15 protein-coding genes and 2 pseudogenes are annotated in these 25,409 nt (G+C 66.5%); 6 read left to right on the top strand and 11 right to left on the bottom strand.

Features of this window, described 5'->3' with window-relative positions; all coding sequences use genetic code 11:
• Nucleotides 1-33: 33 nt before the first annotated feature.
• Nucleotides 34-2,121 carry an ArnT family glycosyltransferase gene (locus tag EF294_RS13135; protein ID WP_123930653.1) on the bottom strand — a complete coding sequence of 696 codons (2,088 nt, stop codon included), beginning with the start codon at nt 2,119-2,121 and terminating at the stop codon, nt 34-36.
• Nucleotides 2,122-2,415: 294 nt separating this feature from the next.
• Between EF294_RS13135 and EF294_RS13130 the strand changes: the two genes are divergently transcribed.
• Nucleotides 2,416-2,982, top strand: coding sequence for an Rv1733c family protein (locus tag EF294_RS13130; RefSeq protein ID WP_425459429.1), 567 nt, complete (start codon nt 2,416-2,418; stop codon nt 2,980-2,982).
• Nucleotides 2,983-2,985: 3 nt separating this feature from the next.
• On the opposite strand, the gene EF294_RS13125 is transcribed toward EF294_RS13130, so the two are convergent.
• From EF294_RS13125 to lysX, 4 genes are all read right to left on the bottom strand, one after another.
• Nucleotides 2,986-4,182, bottom strand: coding sequence for a CapA family protein (locus tag EF294_RS13125; protein WP_123930650.1), 1,197 nt, complete (start codon nt 4,180-4,182; stop codon nt 2,986-2,988).
• 114 nt (nt 4,183-4,296) lie between these two features.
• Nucleotides 4,297-5,853, bottom strand: coding sequence for a succinic semialdehyde dehydrogenase (locus EF294_RS13120; RefSeq protein WP_281276006.1), 1,557 nt, complete (start codon nt 5,851-5,853; stop codon nt 4,297-4,299).
• Nucleotides 5,854-5,894: 41 nt separating this feature from the next.
• On the bottom strand, nt 5,895-6,392 hold the full coding sequence (gene rraA / locus EF294_RS13115; protein WP_123930643.1) for a ribonuclease E activity regulator RraA: 498 nt from the start codon (nt 6,390-6,392) through the stop codon (nt 5,895-5,897).
• A gap of 294 nt (nt 6,393-6,686) precedes the next feature.
• Nucleotides 6,687-10,088 carry a bifunctional lysylphosphatidylglycerol synthetase/lysine--tRNA ligase LysX gene (gene lysX / locus EF294_RS13110; protein ID WP_123930640.1) on the bottom strand — a complete coding sequence of 1,134 codons (3,402 nt, stop codon included), beginning with the start codon at nt 10,086-10,088 and terminating at the stop codon, nt 6,687-6,689.
• Nucleotides 10,089-10,152: 64 nt separating this feature from the next.
• Here lysX and EF294_RS13105 point away from each other — a divergent pair, with 64 nt between their 5' ends.
• Entirely contained in the window at nt 10,153-10,365 is a 213-nt protein-coding gene (locus EF294_RS13105) for an RNA-binding S4 domain-containing protein (RefSeq protein ID WP_123930917.1), read from the top strand.
• 57 nt (nt 10,366-10,422) lie between these two features.
• Here EF294_RS13105 and EF294_RS21465 read toward each other — a convergent pair whose 3' ends face one another.
• Nucleotides 10,423-10,572 (bottom strand): hypothetical protein, encoded by a 150-nt coding sequence (locus EF294_RS21465; RefSeq protein WP_185091068.1) that lies wholly within the window; start codon nt 10,570-10,572, stop codon nt 10,423-10,425.
• A 172-nt stretch (nt 10,573-10,744) separates the two neighbouring features.
• Nucleotides 10,745-11,511 (bottom strand): annotated as a pseudogene (locus EF294_RS13100) (cutinase family protein); the annotation flags it as partial.
• A 118-nt stretch (nt 11,512-11,629) separates the two neighbouring features.
• On the opposite strand from EF294_RS13100, the gene EF294_RS13095 reads away from it, so the two are divergent.
• The gene (locus tag EF294_RS13095; protein WP_123930637.1) at nt 11,630-12,070 is read left to right on the top strand and encodes an SRPBCC family protein; all 441 of its coding nucleotides are present in this window, start codon (nt 11,630-11,632) and stop codon (nt 12,068-12,070) included.
• A 94-nt stretch (nt 12,071-12,164) separates the two neighbouring features.
• Here EF294_RS13095 and EF294_RS13090 read toward each other — a convergent pair whose 3' ends face one another.
• Together EF294_RS13090 and gltB are read right to left on the bottom strand one after the other, a co-directional pair.
• Entirely contained in the window at nt 12,165-13,619 is a 1,455-nt protein-coding gene (locus EF294_RS13090) for a glutamate synthase subunit beta (RefSeq protein ID WP_123930634.1), read from the bottom strand.
• On the bottom strand, nt 13,612-18,213 hold the full coding sequence (gltB, locus tag EF294_RS13085; RefSeq protein ID WP_123930631.1) for a glutamate synthase large subunit: 4,602 nt from the start codon (nt 18,211-18,213) through the stop codon (nt 13,612-13,614). Before gltB ends, EF294_RS13090 begins: the two co-directional genes overlap by 8 nt.
• Before the next feature lie 291 nt (nt 18,214-18,504).
• Here gltB and EF294_RS13080 point away from each other — a divergent pair, with 291 nt between their 5' ends.
• From EF294_RS13080 to EF294_RS22710, 3 genes and pseudogenes are all read left to right on the top strand, one after another.
• A complete protein-coding gene (locus EF294_RS13080; RefSeq protein WP_123930628.1) occupies nt 18,505-18,744 on the top strand; it encodes a hypothetical protein in 240 nt (79 codons plus the stop codon).
• Nucleotides 18,741-19,781 carry an alpha/beta hydrolase gene (locus EF294_RS13075; protein WP_123930626.1) on the top strand — a complete coding sequence of 347 codons (1,041 nt, stop codon included), beginning with the start codon at nt 18,741-18,743 and terminating at the stop codon, nt 19,779-19,781. The genes EF294_RS13080 and EF294_RS13075 overlap by 4 nt, the downstream gene beginning before the upstream one ends.
• Nucleotides 19,670-19,978, top strand: a pseudogene (locus EF294_RS22710) (DUF937 domain-containing protein); the annotation flags it as partial. The gene EF294_RS13075 and the pseudogene EF294_RS22710, both read left to right, overlap by 112 nt.
• A 147-nt stretch (nt 19,979-20,125) precedes the next feature.
• Here the strand turns inward: EF294_RS22710 and EF294_RS13070 are convergent.
• Together EF294_RS13070 and EF294_RS13060 are read right to left on the bottom strand one after the other, a co-directional pair.
• The gene (locus tag EF294_RS13070; protein ID WP_123930623.1) at nt 20,126-22,318 is read right to left on the bottom strand and encodes a DUF2254 domain-containing protein; all 2,193 of its coding nucleotides are present in this window, start codon (nt 22,316-22,318) and stop codon (nt 20,126-20,128) included.
• Between the two features lie 660 nt (nt 22,319-22,978).
• A complete protein-coding gene (locus EF294_RS13060; RefSeq protein ID WP_123930619.1) occupies nt 22,979-25,330 on the bottom strand; it encodes a transketolase-like TK C-terminal-containing protein in 2,352 nt (783 codons plus the stop codon).
• Nucleotides 25,331-25,409 lie beyond the last annotated feature (79 nt).

Genomic DNA, 25,409 nt, shown 5'->3' with positions numbered 1-25,409 from the left:
ATTCGGTCGCGGCTGCCGTGGTCTGGCGGGTGATCAGATCAGCTTGTACACCGTCTGTCCGCCGACGGTCGTCGCGGTGAAGTTCTGCGACACCCAGGTCGAGATCTCCGAATTACCGCCGGGGCCGCCGCCCGATCCGCCGATGTAGTAGGCGATCTTGCCCTCCGACACCATCTTCTTGAATTCGTCGAGCGTGGGCGCGGGATCGTCACTCCAGCCGCCGATGGCCATCACCGACTTGCCGGTGGCGATCTCGATCCCCGACGCCGACTGCGATCCGTTGGTCGCCGCCGCCCAGGTGGTGTCGGTGGACTGCAGCAGCTTGACCAGATCGCTGTTCGACGAGACGTCGCCACCAAAGCCGCCCATGCCACCGCCACGCCGACCCTGCTGATCCGAACCGTTCTGGGCCGAACCGTTTTGGGCCGAACCGTTTTGGGCCGAACCGTTTTGGGCCGAACCGTTCTGGGACGCCGTCCCCGACGGCGGGGTCCCCTGGGTCCCCTGCGTCGAGCCGTGCTGCCCTGCTCGTCCACCGAAGCCACCCATGCCACCGGGACCGCCCATGCCGCCACCGGCCGAGAAGGTCTGCACCGCCGTCGGGATCGACCCACTGTGTGCGGTGGCCGCGGTCGCGATCGAAAAGGCCGCGGTACCCCCAAATCCGGCGAGTGCACCGGCCAGCACCGAGGCGGCCATGACCTTCTTCAGACCCAGCACGCTTCCGGCGATCACACCAACCACGGCGATGACGGCCACCACACCGATCAGCCACCTGCACCAGACCGGACCCCAGTCGTTGCGATCGAGCAGCACGATGGCCCACCATGCGGCCAGCCCGATCATCACGGCCATCGCGATGCGTCCGTCCCAGTACGCCCGCCGCCGCCACGCGAACACCGATCCCATACCGACCAGCGCACCGATCGCCGGGGCCAGCGCCACGGTGTAGTACGGGTGGATGGTGCCGCTCATGTAGCTGAAGATCATGCCGGTCACCAGCAGCCAGCCACCCCAGGTGACGATGCCTCCGGACTCGACGCGGTCAACACCGTTGCGGTAGTTGAAGATCGGGAAGCTGCGGATCATCAAGTACACCCCGAAGGCCACCACGAACAGTGCCACCGGCAGCAGCCAGGAGATCTCGTTGCCCATCTCCGAGCCGAAGAGTCGATTCAGACCCGTCGAGCCACCGAAGGAGCCTCCGGCCTGCCCGCCACCGGGGCCACCGCCACCGCCCGGGCCGTTACCGCCACTGATCCGACCCAGCCCGTTGTACCCGAGCACCAGATTCATGAACGAGTTGTCGGTGGAGCCCCCGATGTAGGGTCTCGCGCTCGCCGGGACGAGGATCGTGACCAGCACGAACCAGCCCGCAGATACCACCAGCGCCATCGCGGCGAGCAGCAATTGCCCGATCCGCTGGAGCCAGCCGTTGTTCGCGAACAGCAGGTAGGCCAGCGCGAATGCCGGCAGCACCAGCAGGCCCTGCATCATCTTGGTGAGGAACGCGACGCCCAGCGCGACACCCACCAGGGCCAGCCAGCGGCCCGAGTTGGTCGCGATGGCCCGCGCCGTGCAGTACGCCGCGGCCACCATCAACAGCACCAGCAGCGCGTCGGGGTTGTTGAAGCGGAACATCAGGGCCGCCGCCGGGGTGAACGCCAGCACGGCGCCGGCGATAAGGCCGGCCGCGGTACCCTGGCGCGGATCGGCGATGACACGGCGCATCGTCGCGTACATCACCGCGACCGACGCGACGCCCATGATCGCCTGCGGCGCGAGCACCGCCCAGGAATTCATCCCGAAGATCCGCACCGACAACCCGGTCACCCACAGCGATCCCGGCGGCTTGTCGACGGTGATGAAGCTCGACGGATCCAGCGCGCCGAAGAACCAGGCACGCCAACTCTGCGACCCGGCCCAGGCGGCCGCGGCGTAGAAGGTGTTGGCGTAGCCGCTGGCCGAGAGGTTCCACAGATAGAGAACGCCGGTGACGGTCAGCAGGCCGGTCAGGCTCAGCTTGCTCCACGGCATTCCTCGCCCGGTACGCCGATGGCTCGGTGGGGCGGCGTCATCGGATTGCGGCGACGAACTCGGCCGATCCAGAATTGCGGTCATCATTCCTCCTGTTGCGAGAGCTTCACATCTCGCCGTTGCGCTCATAAGGTGTGTTGCCCGGGCGGACGTCGGCCGGGCGAGCCGCACTGACCTCGTTCATGGCAGCGCACTGCATCGGGTTCAAGAATGATGTCCGGTTCTCCACCCCGACTGGACGACGGCTGGGAGAAGCCTGTGAGCGTTCGGGTGGTGTTGGGTTGCTCACACTTCGCCGTTACCTGGGCTTTTGCGTTTGTCAAAACCGTTACCGAAGCGAATTGTGGACATGAGTACGTCCGCGATCGCGAGGTGATTATGGACAACCGGATGTCGTATCGGCGGAGGGCCGCATATCTACCGTGGTCCCACAATCCGTTGATGCGACGCGGCGATCGGATGGTCGCCGCCGCGGTCGTCACGTCCGTCGTCGTGCTCATCCTGGCGATCGCACTGAGCGTGTGGGCGGCCGGTGCCACCTATCGCTCGGTCACCGACAGCGCCGACGCCGCGACCCCCATCTCCGCCACGGTCCTCAACGTCTCCGATCCAGATCCGACCGCCGTCGAGACCTCGGCCACCGTCTCGTGGCGTGATTCCTCAGGCGTGCACACCGATTCGATGTCGGTGCCCCGCGGGACCAAGGACGGTTCGACGACCCACGCGTGGACCACCCCCGACGGGACCCGACTTCAGGATCACCCCGGCCCCGCCGAACGCGTGCTGGCCGCGATCTGGGTCGGCGTGCTGGCCTGGTGTGTAGCGTTCGCGCTGGTGATGAGCGGCGTCACGCTGGTCCGACGCCGGGTCGCGCGCATCCACGCCGTCTTGTGGGACCGCGAGTGGTCGCACGCCTGCAACACCAACGGCTGGGCGTCACGCTGACCCTCAGCCCGGCCCGCCGACCCCGCTCGGCCGTGTCGGAGTCGTCGGGACATGACTGCCGACCACCGGTACGAACGCATTGGCAGCGCGGCCATTCAGGGTCGGGGAGAGCCCGTTGATGAAGGTCAGGACCTGTGCCGCTGTGGCGGGCGGGTACGGCGTCGGAACGTAATCGTTATAGGACTCCGTGCGTGACACCCGCGTCGGGATCACCCGGAAATCGACGCCGCGCACCGCGCTACCGGCCATGTCGAAGCGCGTTTGCAGGATGAAGGTGCGTTTGTCGGTGGGGTTGCTGTTGCCACCGAAGGCGAAGTTGCCAAACGAGTAGGCGATCAGCTTGCCCCGATAGATCTCCAGGGACTGGATGACATGGGGATGGGTTCCGACGACGAGGTCGGCGCCTGCGTCGATCGCGAGATGGGCGAGCTCGGTTTGCACGCCGTACGGTTCGTGTTCGCTCTCGATGCCCCAATGCATGAACGGGATCACCACGTCGGCGCCGCGGGCTCGCAGTGATGTGATGTCCGACACCAGCTTTCGACGCATCTGTGTGCTGTCGGTCCACGCCTGGTATCCGACGAAGCCGAACGTTACGCCGTTGATCGTGGTCAGGTTGTCCAGGTCGTACTCCGACCCCTCGCTCGCGTCACCGGTGCCGAAGTACTCGACGCCGACACCCCGGAGTGCGGCAAGCGTGTCGTCAAAGCCGATCTGGCCGTAATCGAAGGTGTGATTGTTGGCGACGGTCACCACGTCGATCCCGCCCGCGGGCAGGGTCGCCGCGAGCGCCGGGTCGCCGTGGAAGTGATAGACCTCGCCCTCCCCTTTGTAGCGCTGGGTGCCGCGGCGTGTGAGCGCCACCTCGAGGTTGGCGACGGTCAGATCGTCCGCGGCGAACAGCGCCTTGACGTTCTGAAAGAAGTAGTCCGGCCGCCGCCCGTCGTCCGCCCACACCGTCGGCAATGACGTCGCCGTGGAGAACCTGTCGTCGGTTCCCAGAATGTTGTCACCGGTGAAACTCAGGACGAGCTGTTGGGCAGGTGGTGTCGGCGGTGCGGTAACCGGCCCGGGCGCCACGCGTGCGAGGGGAGCAGCCGTCGTCGATGACGAGGCCGAGGAGGCCGCCACCACGCCGACGACGACCCCGATCAGCACGACCAGCCAGACGCCGGAACGTCGGCGCACACTCGCGAACACTCTTGCATCCAACCGGATTCCCACGCCGTATGCGTGTCGGCTGATCAGGGGATTTCTGGTCCGAAGGGGCGGAAGGCACTGGAACCCTCGGTATTCGAGTGCTCGATAACGCGGTCAGCGACCGGGCAGATACTTCAGCGCGCGCATCGCGAACGGCGTCGCCGCGCGATAGAGGCCCTGTGGGATGCCGGGTGCACGATCGATGCCGACGAACCGCTGCTCGGCAATCGTCTGCGGCTCGGTGTATTTGAGCAAGCCCTCCTCGCCGTGCCGGCGCCCCACACCGGAGATCCCCATGCCGCCCATCGGGGCTGCCGTCGATGCCCACGCCGCGGCATAACCCTCGTTGATGTTGACCGTGCCGGCCCGCAGCTTCTCGGCGATCCGCTGGGCCTCGTCACTGCTGCCCGCCCATACGCTGGCGTTGAGTCCGTAGTCGGTGTCGTTGGCGAGCGTGATGGCCTCGTCGATCGAGTCGACCGGGTACACCGACACCACCGGACCGAAGGTCTCGGAGGCGAAGCACGCCATCGCATCGGTGACGCCGGTGAGCACGGTCGGCTCGAAGAAGAACGGTCCCAGGTCGGCGCGGCGCTTGCCGCCCGCGACCACTGTGGCACCCTTGGCCACTGCGTCGTCGACGTGCGCCTGGGCGGTGTCGACCTGGGCGGCGGAGGCGAGGGAGCCCATGTCGGCACTGAAGTCGTAGGTGGCACCCAAACGCATGCCGCGGACGAATGCACCGAACTTCCCGATGAACTCGTCGGCGATGATCGCATCGACGTATAGGCGCTCGATGGAGATACACAACTGCCCGGAATTCGAGTAACAGGCGCGGGCTGCGCCCTCGACGGCGCGATCGATATTGGCGCCCGCGGTGACGATCATCGGATTCTTGCCGCCGAGTTCGGCGGAGAAGCCGATCAGACGGCGGCCGGCTTGCTCGGCGAGCGCGGCTCCGGTGGCCGACGAGCCAGTGAACATGACGTAGTCGGTGGTGGCGACGATCGCTTGTCCGACAACACTTCCCGGCCCCGGGACAACGGCGAACAACTCGGCGGGCAGGCCCGCCTCGTAGAGCAGTTCGGCCAGGGCCAACGCACAGTACGGGGTCTGGCTGTCGGGTTTGACGACTACGCCGTTGCCGGCGAGCAGCGCGGCCACGGCGTCGGAGACCGCGAGGGTCAATGGATAGTTCCACGGGCTGATCACGCCGACCACGCCCTTGGGCTGATAACGCACCCGCACACTCGTCGCGCCCGGGATGATGCCCTTGACCTTGCGGTCGGCGAGCATCTTGGGGCCCGCGGTGGCATAGTGCCGGGCGGTCAGCGCGACATCGATGACCTCTTCCTGGGCGTAGACACGCGCCTTGCCGGTCTCGGCCTGCGCGATGTCCATCAGCGCCGCGGCATTGCGGTGCACCAGTTCGGAGAACTTGTCCAGGACCGTGGCACGCTCCTGCGGGCTGCGGGCCGCCCAGCCCTCCTGGGCGACGCGGGCGCGGGCGACCGCGGTCTCCAGATCTACGGCGGTGCCGACCGGGATGGTCGCCATCTCGACACCGCTGAACGCCTCGAGGACCGGGCGGGTGGGCCGGTCGCCGGGATTGTCGATGGCGACGAGCGCGCCGAGGCGGGCGAAATATTCAGGACTGGGTCGGGCCATGATCTGTGTGCTCCTCGTCAGCGATCGGGAGATGGGTGTGCCGGTCAGACGGCGGCGACGAGCACGATGCCATCGTCGTCGGAGTAGAGGATGTCGCCGGGGACGAAGGTGATGCCGCCAAGGTCGATGGGCACGTCGCGCTCACCTGCACCGGTCTTGGTGGACTTGCGCGGATTGGTACCCAGTGCCTTCACACCGATCTGCATGCCGCCGATCGTTGCCGCGTCGCGGATCGCGCCGTTGACGACGACGCCGACCCAACCGTTGGACCGGCCTAGTTCGGCGATCAGGTCGCCGACCAGTGCGGTGTGCACCGACGCGTCGCCGTCGACGACGAGGACACCACCGGGGTTGGATTCGCCGAGCACCGACTTGAGTAGGGCGTTGTCCTGGAAGCAGCGCACGGTGCTCACGCGGCCGACGAACTCGCGCACGCCGCCGTATTGGGTGAACTGGACGTCGCAGCTACGGACATCGGCACCGATCTCGTCGACCAGGTCGGCGGTGGGGGTGAAGGTGAGTCCACTCATGACGACCAGCATAGGTGTTACCACAACCAACAGGTAAAGACCCTGCCCCGCCGACAGCGCCCTCCACCCCGCCGACAGCGCCCTCGATCCTCCCGACAGCGCCCTCCACCCCGCCGACAGCGCCCGTCTCGACGCCGACGGCGCCCTCGATCCTCCCGACAGCGCCCTCCACCTCGACGACAGCGCCCTCGATCCTCCCGACAGCGCCCTCCACCTCGACGACAGCGCCCGTCTCGACGTCGACGGCGCCTTCGCGACGCGTCCTCGAGCGCTGTCGGCGTCGAAACAAGCGCCGTCGGCGTCCGGCTATCCGTCGTCGGGCTTGACCAATGGGAACGGCAGCGATTCGCGGATCGACTGACCGGTGATCAGCATGACGACGCGGTCGACGCCGACGCCGAGTCCGCCGGTGGGCGGCATCGCGTATTCGAGTGCCTCGAGGAAGTCCTCGTCGAGTTCCATAGCCTCCGGATCACCGTCGGCGGCCAGGATCGATTGCGCCGTCAGCCGTTTGCGTTGTTCGACCGGATCGGTGAGCTCGGTGTAGGCGGTGCCGAGCTCGACACCCCAGGCCACGAGATCCCACCGCTCGGCGACACCGGCGCGGCTGCGGTGGGCACGGGTGAGCGGCGAGGTCGACATCGGGAAGTCGATGTAGAACGTCGGGAACGTCGTGCGATCCTCACCGAGGTGCTCGTACAGTTCGAGCACCAGTGCCCCCGCATCCCAGTCGGGTCGGTGAGCAATCTCCAGCCGATCACAGATCCGTCGCAGGTCCTCGGCGCTTGTCTCCGGCGTGATCTCCTCACCGGCACCCTCGGAGACCACCTCGTGCACCGTCTTTACCGGCCAGTCGCCGGATATGTCGATGCGCTCGACGGTGCCGTCGTCACCGGTCCGGTAGATCACCGGCTCGCCGTGCGCCGCGGTCGCGGCGAACTGGATCATCTCCCGGGTCAGATCCAGCATCTTCAGGTAATCACTGTGCGCCTCATAGGCTTCGAGGCTGGTGAACTCGGGGTTGTGGCTGAAGTCGACGCCCTCGTTGCGGAAGTTCCGCCCGATCTCGTAGACCCTCTCCGCCCCGCCGACGCAGAGCCGCTTGAGGTACAGCTCGGGAGCGATACGCAGATAGAGGTCGAGGTTGTAGGCGTTGATGTGCGTCTGGAACGGGGTGGCGTTGGCGCCGCCGTGGATTCGCTGCAGGATCGGCGTCTCCACCTCCAGGAAATCCCGGGCGGCGAGGAAGTCGCGCAGCGCCTTGACGACGACGCTGCGGGTCTTCAGCAGGTCCCGGCTGCGGGCGTTGGTCGCCAGATCCAGATAGCGTTGGCGCACACGGGCTTCTGGGTCGGTCAGACCGGCCCACTTGTCGGGCAGCGGACGCAGGCATTTGCCGTTGATCCGCCACGCGTCGATCAATACCGACAACTCGCCCTTACGGCTCTCGCCGAGCATCCCACGCACCTGGACGAGATCACCGAGATCCACATCCGAGCCGAAATCCGGTGTGCCCGGGATGATCCGGGAATCCTCAATGAGCAACTGCACCTGCCCCGACCAGTCGTGCAGATCGGCGAAGATCACCTTGCCGAAGTCGCGCAACCGGGTGATCCGGCCGGCGATGGTGACCTGGGTGCCCTGCGGTAGTTCCCGAACCGCGGCGATGGTGTGGGTGGGCGCGTCGGCCGGCGGATAGGGGTCGAATCCCTCGGCGACGAGCCGTTCGAGCTTGGCCATCCGCACCCGGACCTGCTCGGGCCGATGCACGGCGACGGCCCGCTGATCGGCCTCCTCGGCAAACTGTGCGAGGAGCACGTCGACGTCGATTCCCGGCGGCACCGACGGCTCACCGGCTTCGTACTGTTCCTTGCGGCCGAAGCGCGGCAGCCGCACAAAGCCCTCGGTGACGACGCTCGCCAGCCCGGCACGCGGGAGCATCCGGGCGTCCTCGAAGCACAGGTAGCGCGGCTGCCAATCCGGCAGGTACTTCGCATTGGAGCGATAGAGCGACTCCATCTGGAAGAACCGGGAGCCGAACATCAACGCCGAATAGCTCGCCCGCATCACCGGTCCGGCACCGATCTGCCCGCCATGCTCGAAGAAGGCGCGGAACGTCGCGAAATTCAGGGAGATGTCGGTGACGCCGACCTGTTCGGCACGCTGACACAGCTCGACGACCATCGTCTCCACCACGCCGTTGACGCCGTTGCGGTCGCGGCGCATGAGGTCGAGCGAGACCCCACGCCGACCCCACGGGACGAAGGACAACAAGCCGATGACCTTCTCGTCCTCGGTGCCCTCGTTCTGGATCGCCTCGACGAGCAGGCAATTGCCGTCGGTGGGGTCGCCAAGTCGCGACAGCGCCATCGCGAAACCGCGTTCCTCGTCGGTGTCGCGCCACGCGTCGGCGCGGGCGACGGCCTCGGCCATCTGCGCGGCCGACAACTCGCCGTGCCGCCGGATTCGTACGGTGACCCCGGACCGCCGGTTGCGGGTGACCGCCTGACGCACACTCTTCATCGCCGGTCCCGACAACGTGAAGTCGCGGGTGTGGATGATCGCCTCGTCACCAATGTTGAGCGTCCCGAATCCCGCCGCGTCGTATGCCGCGGCGCCACGCTCACCGGCGCCCATCGCCGCCGGATGCCAGCCGTACCGCTCGCACCGCGTCAGGAACTCCGCGATCGCCCCGGACCACGAGTCCGGGTCGCCGATGGGATCACCGCCGGCCAGTCCGACACCGAGTTCGACGCGATAGGTGATCGCCGCCCGACCGTCGAGCGAGAACACCACGGCCTTGTCGCGACGGGTGGAGAAGTAGGCCAGCGAGTCGTCGTCGCCGAACCGGTCGATGAGAGCGCGGATCAGTCGTTCGTCCTCCGCGGTCATCAGCGATTTGAGCCGCTGCGACCGGAACAACACGATCGCGGCGGCGATCAGGGCGAGAGCCCCGAACAGTCCCAGCAGCCCGTTGATCCACGGATGGGTGTGGTGGCCGTCGAAGGTGCGCTGATCGATCGTCGCGAAGGCGACGACGCGATTGAACGCATACGGCAGACGCTCGCCCGACTCGAGGCTGCCGGGTACCAGCACCACCAGACCCCAGCCCAGCATGGTGGCGACCACCAGCCCGGTGATCAGCACACTGAGCGCTCGGAGCAACGCAGCGCGGCGGACCCGCGTGTAGAACTGCCGGAACGTGAAAACCAGGAACACGAGGATGGTGACCTGGATCGCCAGCCCGATCCCGGTGTTGATCCGCTCGGCGCGGGTCATGCCCAGATCGGAGCCGATCGCCGGGATCAGCAGCAGTGCGTTGGTGAGCATGAACAGCACCAGCAGGATGACGCAGATCCACCAAGCGATGCGTTTGCGGGCCGCGAGTGCGATCGCCACCAACGCCAGCACATAAGCCCACGCGAAGCTCGTCTCCGGCATCGCGACGATGTAGTCGTCGACGTAATCACGAGGAACGTGAATCCAGTGACGGAAGAACGGAAAGACGCTCGAGGCCAACGCGATCGCCGCCATGACACCCACCACGGTGCCGGCGATCCGCGGCGCGTTGGGCCCGAACCCTCGGGGTTGCCGGATCTGGTCGAGCAAGTCCGCCGAACGACGTTCGGCCGCTGTCCGATCCGGCGGCGCCGCCGCGTGCTGCTTCTCGCCGTCGGGGGCCTGCTGCACTCCGGTCTCGACCACCATGACAATCAACCTTAGTGCGCGGTTCGGCTCGCCGGGAACGCCTACCGTCTGCCAGGATGGCGATGTGTTCGACGTCGCGATCAGTGATCAGGTCATCCGACTCGGCCAGTTCCTGAAACTGGCCAGCCTCATCGACTCCGGCGCGGAGGCCAAGGAGGTCATCGCCGACGGATTGGTCTGCGTCAACGGCGACGTGGAGACAAGACGCGGTCGTCAGCTCGTCATCGGCGACGTCGTCGCCTTGGGCGGGCAGTCCGCGCGTGTCTCGGCGGGGTGAGCCCCACCGATCCAGCGCAACGACGGCAGTCCGCTCCGGCTCAGCCGCGGAGTCGGGTCAGCCGTGAAGCCGCCGGAGTTCAGCAGCGGTGATCAGTCGTTCGGCTTCGGCCGGGAACATCCGTGCCTGCCGGCGGGCGCGTCGGACGGACAACACCGCGAGCCGGGCGGGTCGACGGGTTCCGTGGAGTGTCTCAGCCAACTTCATGACTCAACGCTTCCCTGAATCAATACAACGGATACTGACTTCGACTTACTGTAGCTGCGAATTTCCCACTCGCAACCACACCCGTGTATGTCGATGATGACACGGACTTCGTTACCGCCCTGGTAGCGACGCACGACTCGGTGACCTGCGGACCATCCCAGCATGACGAAGATCACACCAACCCGGCGAGGCAGTGGTGCGCCGACTGCCACGGCCATCACTGTCGGCATGACCGGGAATATCACGGAGCCGCCGTCCGATTCCGACGGAATGAACTTGTCCAACTCGATGATCTGTTCTCGCGCCCGAGCGTTGCTCAGCTCCCGCACGACCCGACCGGGGCCACCCTGGGTGAGCATCTCGTCGACGATCGCCGCCGCCTTCGCCTGGCACGCCCGTCCTGCCTCGGCGTCGGATCACTCGTCTCGGCGAGGTAGCCGAAAGTCGCGCGTGAGGTAGTAGTCGAGCGTGCCGTAGCACTCGCGCGGGTGTAGTACTCGCGCGGGTGTAGTACTCGCGCGGGTGTAGTACTCGCGCGGGGTGTTGCAGAACCGGTCGCTCGGCACGCAGATCTGCCGGTTGACCGGTGTCAGCCATCCCATGCCGCCGATTTGCGGTCCGCCACTGCCCTGGCCGGTCAGCGGAGGTCCCACCACCAGCGGGTCCTTTCACGAACGGCGCGGATCGGCCAGGAGCACCACCCCGGCGACCTGCTGTGGACGCACCCGCTCAGTGCCCACGCCGACCTCGGAGGCGAAGCCGCCTGCGGCGTCGGCGCCCGGTCAGCACGATCGTGGTGGCCGGGCAGCGCCGCAACATGGTGACCGCGAGGGCGGATATGTTCGAGGCCGCCTGCGCCTTGGACTTGCCGTAGATCGCCTGCTCCCAGGAGAATGCGGTCGCGTCGTAGCGGACGTAGGCAACCTGGGTGTCGCGGCCCCGCGACCACCGACCACTATCCGAAAGCGGGTCAGGACCGGTGCGGCGGTCGTCCGCGCACCGCTCGGCGACGAAATACCGGTGAACGACACCGCTTATCGGAAAAAGGAGCCACGCTGTGGTCAACGTCTCGCGCACCTTCACCGTCGACCGTCCCCGCGACGAGGTCGTCACCTATCTCCGCGACTTCGCCAACGCCGCCGAATGGGATCCGGGAACCGTCGAATGCACACAAAACACCCGGGGCCCCATCGGTCTCGGGACCCGCTGGCACAACAAGTCCAAGCTGTACGGCATCTCTACCGAACTCACCTACGAACTCACCCGCGACGACCCCGACCACATCGTGTTCACCGGTTCCAACAAGACCGCCACGACGACCGACGACCTCTCGTTCACCGACGCCGGGAACGGCCGCACCTCGATCACTTATGCGGCGACCGTCGATTTCCACCGGTTCGGCGCCATCGCCGAACCGATCTTCGGGGTCATCTTCAACCGCCTCGCCGACTCTGTGCCAAAGGAGATGACCAAGGCTCTCGAGCGCCGGTCGAACTGATCGATGCCCGGTGACCGGCCTCCGCAACGACTCGACCGGTGACCGGCAGCCCGTGCGGGGGTCGCTGACCACCGGTCGTCGTGACCGCTACGTCTCAGCGCTGGGCGACCTGCGTGGGGTGGATCGGAGCAGGCAGATCGGTGCGACCGGCCAAGTACTCATCGACGGCCGCCGCGGCCGAACGCCCCTCGGCGATGGCCCATACGATCAGTGACTGACCACGGCCGGCGTCACCGGCGACGAAGACGTTCTCCTGGCCGACAGCCCGGAACTCGTCATCCCGCTTGATGTTTCCGCGCTGGTCGTATTCGACGCCGAGCTTGTCGAGCAGGTCGGTGCGTTCGGGTCCCACAAAGCCCATCGCGAGCAGTACCAGATCGCAGTCGAGCTCGAAGTCGCTGTTCGCGACCTTCTCGAAGCGGCCGTCACGCATAACCACTTCGTGCGCCTTGAGGCCGGTGACCTTGCCGTTCTCACCGACGAACATCTCGGTGTTGACCGAGAACACCCGCTCACCGCCCTCTTCGTGGGCCGAGGAGACGCGGTACATCAGCGGGTAGGTCGGCCACGGGGTGGACTCTGCGCGCTCCTTCGGCGGACGCGGCATGATCTCGAACTGGTGCACGATCTCCGCGCCCTGGCGCAGTGAGGTACCGAGGCAGTCGGCGCCGGTGTCGCCGCCGCCGATGATGACGACCTTCTTGCCCTTCGCGGTGATCTGGCCCTCGACGGTGTCGCCAAGCTGTACGCGGTTGGCCTGTGGCAGGAACTCCATCGCCTGGTGGATGCCATCGAGTTCGCGGCCCTCGATCGGCAGATCGCGACCGATGGTCGAGCCCATCGCCAGGATGACGGCGTCGAAGTCCTCTCGCAGCTGCGTAACGGTGATGTCGACCCCGACGTTGACTCCGGTACGGAACACCGTGCCCTCGGCCTTCATCTGCTCGAGACGGCGGTCGATGTGGCGCTTCTCCATCTTGAATTCAGGGATGCCGTAGCGCAGCAGGCCACCGATGCGGTCGGCCCGCTCGTAGACATAGACGGTGTGGCCGGCGCGGGTCAGCTGCTGCGCGGCGGCCAGTCCCGCGGGCCCGGAACCGACGATGGCGATGTTCTTTCCGGTGCGCTCGGTCGGCAGGACCGGGGTGACCAATCCACTGTCCCAGGCGTTGTCGATCAGCTCGACCTCCACCTGCTTGATGGTGACCGGCGGCTGATTGATGCCGAGCACGCACGACGCCTCGCACGGCGCCGGGCACAGCCGTCCGGTGAACTCCGGGAAGTTGTTGGTGGCGTGCAGACGTTCGATCCCGTCGTCCCACCGATCCTTGTACACCAGGTCATTCCACTCAGGAATGAGATTACCCAGCGGACAACCGTTGTGGCAGAAGGGGATACCGCAGTCCATGCACCGGCTGGCCTGTGTCGTCAGTTGGTCCTTACCGAAGTCGGTATAGACCTCTTTCCAGTCGAGCAGGCGCAGGTCGACCGGACGACGGTCGGGCAACTCCCGCTCGGTGTGCTTGAGAAATCCTCTGGGATCAGCCACGTGCGGCCTCCATGATCGCTTCGTTCACGTCTCGTCCATCTCGCTCGGCATCCGCGACGGCTGCCAGCACACGCTTGAAGTCGCGTGGCATCACCTTGGTGAACTGCGACTGGGTGGTGTCCCACTGCTCGAGCAGTGCCGCGGCGACCGGTGATTCGGTTTCGTCACGGTGCTCGGTGATGATGCCCGCGAGAAACTCGAGATCCTCGTCGTCGAGTGGTTCGAGTTCGACGAGTTCGGTGTTGAGTTTGTCAGCGAAACGCTGCTGCGGGTCGTGCACATAGGCGATGCCGCCGGACATGCCCGCCGCGAAGTTGCGCCCGGTGTCGCCGAGGACCACCACACGACCGCCCGTCATGTACTCGCAACCGTGATCCCCCACGCCTTCGACGACCGCGGTGGCACCCGAGTTACGCACGCAGAACCGCTCGCCGACCACGCCACGCAAGAAGATCTTGCCCGCCGTCGCACCGAAGCCGATGACGTTGCCGGCGATGATGTTCTCCTCGGCGACGAACCCGTCCGGGGCGTTGCGCGCCGGACGCACCACGATACGGCCGCCCGAGAGTCCCTTGCCGACGAAGTCGTTGGCATCCCCCTCGAGGCGTAGCGTGATGCCCTTGGGCACGAACGCACCGAAGCTGTTGCCCGCCGAGCCGGCGAAGTCGATCATGATCGTCCCGTCCGGAAGCCCCTGCGCACCATATGCCTTGGTGACCTCGTGGCCGAGCATCGTGCCGACGGTGCGGTTCACGTTGGCGATCTTCGACGAGAAGCTCACCCGGGTGCCGTGATCAATCGCCTCCCGGCTCTGCGCGATCAGCTGCTGATCGAGAGCCTTGTCGAGACCGTGATCCTGCACACCGGTGCAGTACAGGTCCTGGTTCATGAACGGCGACTCGGTCTCGGCCAGCACCGAGGACAGGTCGAGCTTGCCGGCCTTGGCCGAACCCCAATGCGACAGTGCCTTTTCGGTGTCGAGGGCCTCGACGTGGCCGACCGCCTCCTGCAAGGTGCGGAAGCCCAGACGGGCCAGCAGCTCGCGGACCTCCTCGGCGATGAACAGGAAGAAGTTCTCCACGAATTCCGGCTTGCCGGTGAAACGCTCACGCAGCAACGGGTTCTGGGTGGCCACGCCCACCGGGCAGGTGTCGAGATGGCACACGCGCATCATGATGCACCCCGACACCACCAATGGGGCGGTGGCAAACCCGAACTCCTCGGCACCGAGCAGTGCGGCGACCACCACGTCGCGTCCGGTCTTGAGCTGACCGTCGACCTGTACCGAGATGCGATCGCGAAGACCGTTGAGCAGCAATGTCTGCTGGGTCTCAGCCAGACCGATCTCCCACGGCGCACCTGCATGCTTGAGCGAGGTGAGCGGCGAGGCGCCGGTACCGCCGTCGTGTCCGGAGATGAGCACGACGTCGGCGTGTGCCTTGGACACACCCGCGGCGACGGTGCCCACGCCGATCTCGCTGACGAGCTTGACGTGGATGCGCGCCTGCGGGTTCGCGTTCTTCAGGTCGTGGATCAGCTGGGCCAGGTCCTCGATCGAGTAGATGTCGTGGTGTGGCGGCGGCGAGATCAGGCCGACACCGGGGGTGGAGCCACGCACCTCGGCGACCCACGGATACACCTTGTGCGGCGGCAACTGGCCACCTTCGCCGGGCTTTGCGCCCTGCGCCATCTTGATCTGGATGTCGGTGCAGTTGCTCAGGTAGTGCGAGTGCACGCCGAAGCGGCCCGATGCGACCTGCTTGATCGCGCTGCGGCGCCAGTCGCCGTTGTCGTCGTGGTGGAAGCGACGCGGATCTTCGCCACCCTCACCGGAATTCGAGCGTCCACCGAGGCGGTTCATCGCGATCGCAAGGGTCTCGTGCGCCTCGGCCGAGATCGAGCCGAAGCTCATCGCCCCCGTCGAGAAGCGCTTGACGATCTCGCGTGCCGGTTCGACCTTGTCGATCGGGATCGGGTCGCGGTCACCGAAGTTGAAGTCGAACAGACCGCGCAGCGTCGCGAGCTTGCGCGACTGGTCGTCGACGAGCTTGGTGTATTCCTTGAACACCTTGTACTGGCCGGTGCGCGTCGAATGCTGGAGCTTGAACACGGTGTCCGGGTTGAACAGGTGGTACTCGCCCTCGCGGCGCCACTGGTATTCGCCGCCGACCGGCAGTTCGCGGTGCGCCCGCTCGCTGGGACGGTCGTTGAACGCCAACGCATGTCGGACGGCGACGTCGGTGGCGATCTCGTCGAGACCGATTCCACCGAGCTGGCTGCGCAGCCCGGTGAAGAACTCGTCGACAGTGTCCTGATTGATGCCGATGACCTGGAACAGCTGTGCGCCGGTGTAGGACGCCAGAGTGGAGATGCCCATCTTGCTCATCACCTTGAGCACGCCCTTGCTCGCGGCCTTGATGTAGTTGGCGCGGGCGGTCTCGAAGTCGATGTCGCCCAACGCGCCCCGCTCCACCATGTCCTCAATCGACTCGAAGGCCATGTACGGATTGACTGCCGCCGCGCCGAACCCCACGAGGGTGGCGACGTGGTGGACCTCACGGCAGTCACCGGACTCGATGATCAGTCCGACGCGGGTGCGCTTGCGCTCGCGCACCAGGTGGTGATGCACGGCCGCGGTCAGCAGCAGCGACGGGATCGGGGCCAGCGTCTCGTCGGATTCGCGGTCGCTCAGAATGATCAGGTTCACCCCGTCGGCGATCGCCGCGCTGACCTTGGCGCGAACCTCGTCGAGGGCCGCACGCAGACCCGCACCGCCCTCGGCGACCGGGTACAGGCCGTGGATGTGGGCGCTGCGGAAGTCCGGCAGGTTCGGGTCGTCGTTGATCCGGACGAGCTTGGCGAGGTGGTCGTTGTCGAGGACCGGTGTGGGCAGCACGATCTGCCGGCACGACTGTGGGCCCGGGTGCAGCAGATCGGCCTCGGAGCCGATGGTCCCGCCGATCGCGGTAACGATCTCCTCGCGGATCGCGTCCAGCGGCGGGTTGGTGACCTGGGCGAACATCTGCTGGAAGTAGTCGAACAGCATCCGCGGGCGGGCCGAGAGCACCGCGATCGGGGTGTCGGTGCCCATCGAGCCGATCGCCTCGGCACCGGTGCGCGCCATCGGCGCCACCAGCAGATCTAACTCCTCGGAGGTATAGCCGAAAGTCAACTGCCGCAAGGCAACCCGGTGATGCGACATGTGCTGGTGCGGCAACGACTTGACGTTGTCGATGTGCACCAGGCCGGCATCGAGCCACTCCTGGTACGGGTGCTCGGCGGCCAGTTCGTCCTTGATCTCCTCGTCGTCGACGATGCGGCCGGCGGCGGTGTCCACCAGGAACATCCGACCGGGCTGCAGACGCAGCTTCGCCACCACGTCGGCGTGGTCGATGTCGAGGACTCCGACCTCCGAGGCCATCACCACCAGCCCGTCCTTGGTGACCCAGATCCGGCTGGGGCGCAATCCATTCCGGTCGAGGACTGCGCCGACGACGGTGCCGTCGGTGAAGCACACCGAGGCCGGTCCGTCCCACGGCTCCATCAACGTGGCGTGGTAGGAGTAGAACGCCTTGTGCGCGGGCTTCATCGACTCATGACGCTCCCATGCCTCAGGGATCATCATCAGCACCGCGTGCGGCAGGCTACGACCACCAAGGTGCAACATCTCGAGCACCTCGTCGAAGCGCGCAGTATCCGAGGCACCAGGCGTGCACACCGGGAAGATCTTCTGCGAGACGTCGTCGCCGAACAACTCGGTGTCGATAAGCGCCTCACGCGCCCGCATCCAGTTCTCGTTACCGGTGACCGTGTTGATCTCACCGTTATGGGCAACGCGCCGGAACGGATGCGCCAGCGGCCACGACGGGAAGGTGTTGGTGGAGAAGCGCGAGTGCACCAGGCCCAGCGCGCTCTCGACCCGCGAGTCCTGCAGGTCCAGATAGAACTCGCGCAGCTGCGGGGTGGTCAGCATGCCCTTGTAGACAAAGGTCTTACCGGACAGGCTCGGGAAGTACACGGTTTCGCGGCCCGGGCCATCGGCGCCCGCACCCTTGGTGCCCAGCTCGTTCTGGACACGCTTACGCACCACGAATGCCCGGCGTTCGATCGCCATGCCGTCGGGATCGGGGGTGCCTTCGGGCAGCGCGATGAACACCTGACGGAAGGTCGGCATCGCGTCACGGGCGAGTGCACCGAGACCGTTCTCGTTGACCGGAACCTCGCGCCAGCCGAGCATCCTCAGCCCCTCGGCCTCGACGATCTCCTCGACCGATTCGCAAGCCTCGGCGGCGTCCTTGGCACCCTGCGGCAAGAAGGCGATACCGGTGGCATAGTCGCCCTCGGCGGGCAGCTCGAAGTCGACGACCTCGCGCAGGAAGCGGTCGGGGATCTGGATCATGATGCCCGCACCGTCACCGGTGTTCGGTTCAGCACCCGCGGCTCCGCGGTGCTCGAGGTTGATCAGCGCGGTGATGGCCTTGTCCACGATGTCCCGGCTGCGTCGACCGTGCATGTCGACGACGAAGGCGACACCGCAGGCGTCGTGCTCGTGGATGGGGTCGTACAGCCCTGTCGGACCAGGAGCATGCTTCATAATCTGCCTCACTTCGCGCGCGACATTGCGCACCGATTGACCCATATACGTCTGTGCGGACGCGGCACCGTCAACGTGTGCCACCGGAAGTGCCGACACCATGGGCTGACCTGGCTCTTCCGACGATCTGACGATGGCGTCCCCGGAGGTCAGCGCCGTTGCTGACACCTGGACCCGGCAGTCGTTGCCAGGCAGGAACCACCCTGCTCGCTAAGCATTGTCAGGTATTTTCTCACGCGCGGTGCCCAGTACCGAAATCCGGCTACCACACCAGCGCCGACGTCGCAGCGTGTGGCGCACAACGACAGTGTTCGCACTCACGTCCCCGACGGCGCCCATCGTGCCGTCGACAGCGCCCGTCGTGCCGTCGACAGCGCCCGTCGTGCCGTCGACAGCGCCCGTCGTGCCGCCCAGAGCGCTCTCCCCGCCGTCGACAGCGCCCGTCGTGCCGCCCAGAGCGCTCTCCCCGCCGTCGACAGCGCCCAATCTGCTCACGCCGAGCCGACCGTCGGCCTACTGTCGATGTCGTGAACGCCGCAGCTGCTGATCTGTCCGATCCTGCGGGACCACCGCACCCCGACACCCACATCGGTCCGGGTTCGCGTCGGTCGCACGCCCTGAACAGCTACCTGAGCCGCGTCAGCCGACCGCTGATGGCAGCCACCCGCTACGGCCCGTCTACGCTGGCGGTCCGAATGCTGCAGGCAGCGCGACCGGGCGTGAATCGCTCGCTGGCCGCGCTGTGCCCGGTCCCCGCGGGCACTGCGGTGCTGCCGATCGCCGCCCGTCACGGTGACGGCCAGGTGCGCGGCGAGTGGGTGGGCACAGTCGACACCCACGGTCCCCGCCTGACCCGCGGACGTGATCGGCCGATCATCTACTACCTGCACGGATCGGGGTACGTGGTGTGTTCGCCGCGCACGCATCGTGGTCTGGTCGCACGGCTGAGCAGGCAGACCGGTTTCCTCGCATTCAGCCTCGACTATCGTCTCGGTCCCGAATACCAATGGCCGACCGGCGGAGATGACACCATCCGCGGCTATCACTGGCTGCTCGACCAGGGCATCGACGCCACGCGGATCGTCGTGGCCGGGGACTCGGCGGGCGGTCATCTCGCCCTGGATCTGCTCGCCGACAATCACCGAACCGGTACCCCGCAACCCAGCGCGATGGTGTTGTTCTCCCCGCTCTACGACCCCAGCTTCGCCACCGCTGTCGCATACGAACGCGCAGGGGCGCGCGATCCGCTCATCGATGCCGTTGCGGCGCAGAAGATCCTGCGACTCTACACCGGTGATGCCGATCCCGACCACCCGCGAATGCGCATCCAGCTCGACGAGAAGATCACGTTGCCGCGCACGCTGATTCAGTACGGCGGTCTTGAGGTGATGGGCCAGGACGCGCGCGACTACCACCAAGCTCTGGTCCGCGCCGGCGCGGACGCGCAGATCGAGGCCTGGCGCGGACAGGGCCACGTCTTCCAGATGTTCGGCCGACTCACGCCCGACGCCCGCCCGGCCGTTCGACGCGCCACCGCATTCTTGACCGAATCCCTGACGGCACCCTGAAGCCCGCTCCCCCACAAGAATTCCCGTCAGGGGCGACAATACCCGACATCGACGACCTCATATCCCGCGAACTCATGCCCGAGATCGCCGGTCGGCTCGGTGTCGACGAGGCGCCCACCCACTCGGCAGTGGCACAGGCGCTTTCGGCGTTGGTCGGGGGTCTCGAACACCATGCCGGTGACGAGCAAGGCTCTCAGCACATCATCACCGGCCCTGGCCCGGCACAACAACGCCTCGCGCAGACCGGATCGCCCTCGGCGACGTCGATACCACCGACGGCGAGAAGATCCTCACGCACATCTTGGGCAGAAAACCGTGTACTCCCGCCGAGCAGTGCCGACTCCTCAGCCCACCGATCCCCGCTCCGACCCGTAGCCCTGGCGATCAGGGGCACGCGCAAGCCTGCGATCGAGCCGAACCTGCCACTCGCGGTCGATCTGTTCGTCCAGCGCCGCAAGACGTTCGGTGATCGGTGGCTGTTGGTCTTCGGGGCAGCGGCGGGCGAGCGTCTCATACAGCGCGCGCAGACGGCGATGCACCTGCGCCTGCCCGTGACTATGCCGACGGATCTCATCGGTGCCGATGGCGACGTAGTCGGCCCAGCTCCGTCGGTACCCACCGACCAGGGTGGCTCGCGTGGAGAGCAGGTCCGCACGCACGCGGGGCGCCAGCATCAGCAGCAGGTCCTCGGTGTGGTCGAGCGCGAGGACGACGGTGCTCGGGTCGTTGCCCGCACTCGAGATCGCCTTGAGCGCGATGTCGGAGATCGACTGCAGCGCGGCCGCAGGACTCACCGACGGCTGGTGGATGTCCCCGAAGAGCAAGCAGCGCAACACCTTGTGCGCGGCGATCGAATCGCGGCGATCACCGCTGACGGCGATCACCCCGACGTCATGCGGGACGTGATCGCCAACGGCGACAAGCAGATCGAAACGCACGTGCCCAGCGACGGCATAGCGCTGTAGTTTCGCGACGTTCACCGCCAACAACACGCGACCTCGGGCCGCCGTTTCCTTGAGGTGAATGATCCGGCGCGCATCGTCGGGATACCTGGAGTCCACCGCTGGTGGGCCGACGGGCACCACTGCATCGTGCGTGCCGTGTTCCGGATCCTCCTCTGCGGCAGCCTCGTCTGCGGCAACCTCCTCTGCGGCAACCTCGTCGGGAAACTGGCGGCGGATCGCCGCGCGACCGTCGGCAGCGATCCAGCGCATGAGTTGAGCAGAGTTGAGCACGGTGCCGACCTTGGCCACCAGCGCAATGAACAAGAAGGCCGAGACGACGGTCAGCAGTGCCGCGATCGCCGTCGACGCACCGGGCGTGAAGTCGTCGGGTTCGGCCAGCGCCAGGTCCATCGCCACCATCACACTGAACACGAATGTGGCCAGGAAGAACCCGATCGACCAGCGCATCACCGGCTCGCGTTGCAGCCGAGGGATGACACGCACCGAGATCTGCGACGCTCCGAACTGCATCGCCAGGGTGACCGCGGTGAACACCAGACCGGTCAGGGTGGCCATTGCGCCCGCGATGACCCCCAATACGGTGGCCAGTGTTCCCGAATCCACCTGCAGCCGCAGCGATTCGTCGAGGGTGATGCAAAGTATCGCGGCAATCACCGCGAGCCCGACCAGGACCACCGGCAGACGCCAGCTCGGCACCACACGCAGTTCGCGACGGGTCCGTCGCCATCGGATGGCCGTCGCCACCGCGTTGGGCGCGGCCACCTTCGGCGGCAGCGGAGCCGGGGTCACCGGGAGCACCGGCGGGCGGTCGGGGACGCCGAAGCGGCCGGCGAGCGCCTCCTGGACCACGATCTTCCACCGGATCAGCGGCTCTCGATAGCGGATCTCACGGCGGATCGCCTTATCGAGCTTGCCCTCCCTACCTCCGTAGAACCAGCGCGCCCACGGCGATCGGGGACGAGCCACGCGAAAGGTCCCGAACAACAACAGGAACGGGACGAACATCCCGATCAGCCCGGTCCACAGCTTGCCCTTCACCAGAGTGATCACGGCCAGCACCACATTGGCGGCCACGATCACCGCGGCGACGATCCGGGTACCCAGGTCGGGGCCCGCGGCGATCTCGGTGGCCGCGTCGGAGAAGCCGAGCGGTCGTAAACCGAGGAGAAACAGCACCCCGATTGCGATCGCGACGAAGACCGCGTCGATCGACGTGCGGCCTTCTTTCTCCCAGTACACATCTCGCAGATGCAGGATCAGGGCGAACTCGTCGAGCACCAACGCGCATCCGATCCCGAAGATCGCCGCGAGCACGCAGTCGGCGATCGGAGTGTCGAAGCGCGAGAGCGCCACGAGACCGAATCCCGACAGCAGCATCGCGAGGACACCGAAGAACTCGTGATGCAGGTGTACTCCGCCGGGCGTGACGTTGCCCGGCCACCAGCGCACCTGCGCGCGAATGAGCCGCACACTGATCCGGATGAACAGGAACGTCGCGATGAACGCGAGCAGGAACAGGAACAGCGGCAGGCGACCGGTCGCCACAATGGCGTGGTCGAACCAGTGGGTCATCGTCGTGCCCTGTCTCGGTTGCCGTGTCGGTCCCGGCGCCCCCGGGTCGATACCGGTGAGCTTACCGCCGCGCGGTGTCCCGATTGCCGCAGATCATTGATCGCAGCCCGTCTCGCGCGATCTCCGCGCGGTCTCGCGCTATCGTGGCCACCACTCACACGAGGTCCGGAGGCCACGATGGCCTCATCACGTTCCGGTGCCGCGCGCACTCGACTCGGCACAACAGTATGGCACCATGACGCTGCCCTGCCGGGAGTGCTCAGCCGATCGAATTGCGTTGTTCACCACGTACTCTGAACCTATCGGACAAGCCATCCGGATGTTCCGGCGTCACGCACCCCGCAGTCCTTCGACCCCACAGCCCGGCCCAGCCCGGGAGACCTTGGATCCCACGCAACTCCCCACCCCGACGGTCGAGGTGCCTGTTCACCGCGGGCATCTTCGGGGACCACTCGGTGGCGAGCGGATGGGTGTCGGCGCGAGCGACCGGACACCACGCCGAGGCGTCGTCGCTGTACCCGCGCCACTACTACCTCGGCAGCTCATGGTGGGAGCCGCTGGCGGCCTGGTGCTCTCGCCTTTCGGTTGCAGCGGTGTCGCCGTCTTCGTGGGCGGGCTGAGCATCATCGGCCGGGGACCGGCGATGGTGCGCACCCGAGATCACCTGATCTCGGTGATGCCGAGGAGGTCGAGTGCGGCCCGCACGATGCTGTCGGTGTCGATGCCGTGGTGTCGATAGACGTCATCGAGAGAACCAACCTGCCCGAAGCGGCTGACGCCGAGCGCGGCACCGGTCACTCCGCGGATACCGGTGAGGAATGCCAAGGTGTGCGGGTGGCCGTCGAGGACGGTGACCATCGGGGTGGCGCGATCGGCCGGGAACACCTGGTCGAGAATCCAGGTGGGCGCTTCGGCGAGGCCCCGTCGTGCCTGTTGCGCCTCGAAGAGCAGGCCCGGGCTGGTGACACACACGACGTCTGCCGCGATGCCCTGATCAGCCAAACGATCTGCAGCCGAGAGGGTTTCGGTCATCAACGCACCCATGCCGACCAGGGTGACCACCGGATCGGCCACCCGGCGCAGCGGATAGCCACCGGCGACGACCTGACGGCGCCGGCGTTCCCGGGCCGCGCGATCGGTGGGCACAGCGGCCAGCGTCTGATCGACCGGTCGAGTCGACAAGCGCAGGTATGCCGAACTTCCATCGGGACGTCCGAGCAGGCGCATCGCAGCGAGCAGCGCCCATTCGGTGTCGATCACGAACGCGGGTTCCCAGCTGACGCAGCCGGGTTGTTCGAGCCCGATCGAAGGAGTCGTGATCGACTGGTGGGCACCGCCTTCGGCGGCAAGCGTGACTCCTGACGGCGTACCGACCAGGATCGATTGGCCGCCGGCGTAGATGCCGTAGGACCACGGTTCCAGAGCCCGCTCCACAAACGGGTCATACATCACGCCGATGGGAAACAGCGGCTGGCCCCACCGGCTCCAGGTGGCCCCCAGCTCACCCATGAGCCCGACGAGATTCGTCTCCGCGATCCCCAGTTCCATGTGCTGACCAGTCGGCTTCTCCCGCCAGTGCATGATCGTCTCAGCGTCGTCGTCGAACCAGTTTCGTCGCTCGGCCGGCGACCAGACCTCCACCTTGTTCAGCCATCCGGCGAGGTTTGTCGTCGAGCTGACGTCCGGGCTCACGGTGACGATACGTTGGGCGGCCTCCGGGGCCTCGCGGGTCAGGGCAAGCAATGCCCGGCCGAGAGCGGCCTGGGTGGTCGACGTTCCACCTGGTGTGCGTCCGAGGTCGACGGGAACCGTTGGTGGAGTATGCATCTGGATAGGCTCGCGGGTCAGCCGGCGAGCTGTCTGCGCACATATCCGTCCCGCATCGGTCTCGGGGTCGAATCGGGCCCACGGGTTCCGGGTATCCATCCCCATCGTCGCAGCCAGCTCGTCGAACTGCTCCACCGACAACAGCGACGAGTGATTCTGCGGGTGTCCCTCGGTGGGCAACCCATGTCCCTTGATCGTGTACGCGATGATGACCGTCGGCCTGGTGTCGTCGATATCGGCGAACGCCTGACGCAATGCGTCGAGATCGTGGCCACCCAGGTTACGGATCGCTGCAGTCAGCGTCGCATCGTCGAGTTCGGCGACGAGAGTGGCGATCTCCGGTGCTCGCTCACCGCCGCCCGGAATACGTGGCCGCAATTCCTCTGCGGTACAACGCAACAGCCTCTGGTACTCCGCGTTGGGCATGCCCAGGATGCGCTCACGCAACGCGTCTCCACCCGGACGGGCGAACAGCGTCTCGAGGAGACGGCCGAATTTGACGGTGATCACCTGCCAACCGGCGGCCTCGAACATGCTCGCCAACCGCCCGGCCGCGATGTTGGGAACCACCCGATCCAGCGACTGCCGGTTGAGGTCGACGATCCACACGACCTCACCGAGATCACGAACCGACGGGTCGAGAATCGCCTCCCACACCGCTCCCTCGTCGAGCTCGGCGTCCCCGACCAGGGAGTACTGGCGCCCCTTGCCCGCCGGGCCGATCTTGCCGTCGACATAGCGACGAGCGATAGCACCCCAGATCGGTGCCGTGGCGCCGATCCCGACCGATCCGGTGGAATAGTCGGCGGGATCGGGATCCTTGGTGCGACTCGGATAGGACTGGAGCCCGCCGAACTCACGTAGCGTCGTGAGATAGCGCTCGTCGAGGTTGCCCAGCAGGTAATTGACCGCATGCAACACAGGCGATGCGTGCGGTTTCACCGACACCCGATCGGCGGCGGTGAGATGTTCGAACCACAGCGCGGTCATGATTGAGGTGATCGATGCAGACGAAGCCTGATGACCACCTACCTTGAGTCCGGATGGGTTGGGGCGAACGCGATTCGCGTGGTGAACGATGGCGGTGGACAACCACAGCACGCGCTCCTCGATGGTGCGCAGGACCTCCGGCGTGACGGTACTGGCGGGGCGCTCGGTCGGATCGACGATCTCTACTGACTTCATGGGGTGGCATCCTTACCCGGTTCCTGGGTGCAGAACTCACCTATGAGTCGACCACCGGCTCGCACATCAATCAAGCGGC

Origin of the sequence: Gordonia oryzae, assembly GCF_003797185.1 — a bacterium.
Lineage (GTDB): Bacteria > Actinomycetota > Actinomycetes > Mycobacteriales > Mycobacteriaceae > Gordonia > Gordonia oryzae.
The sequence above is the reverse complement of the archived record's forward strand: the minus strand, read 5'-3'. Positions and strand labels throughout refer to the sequence as shown.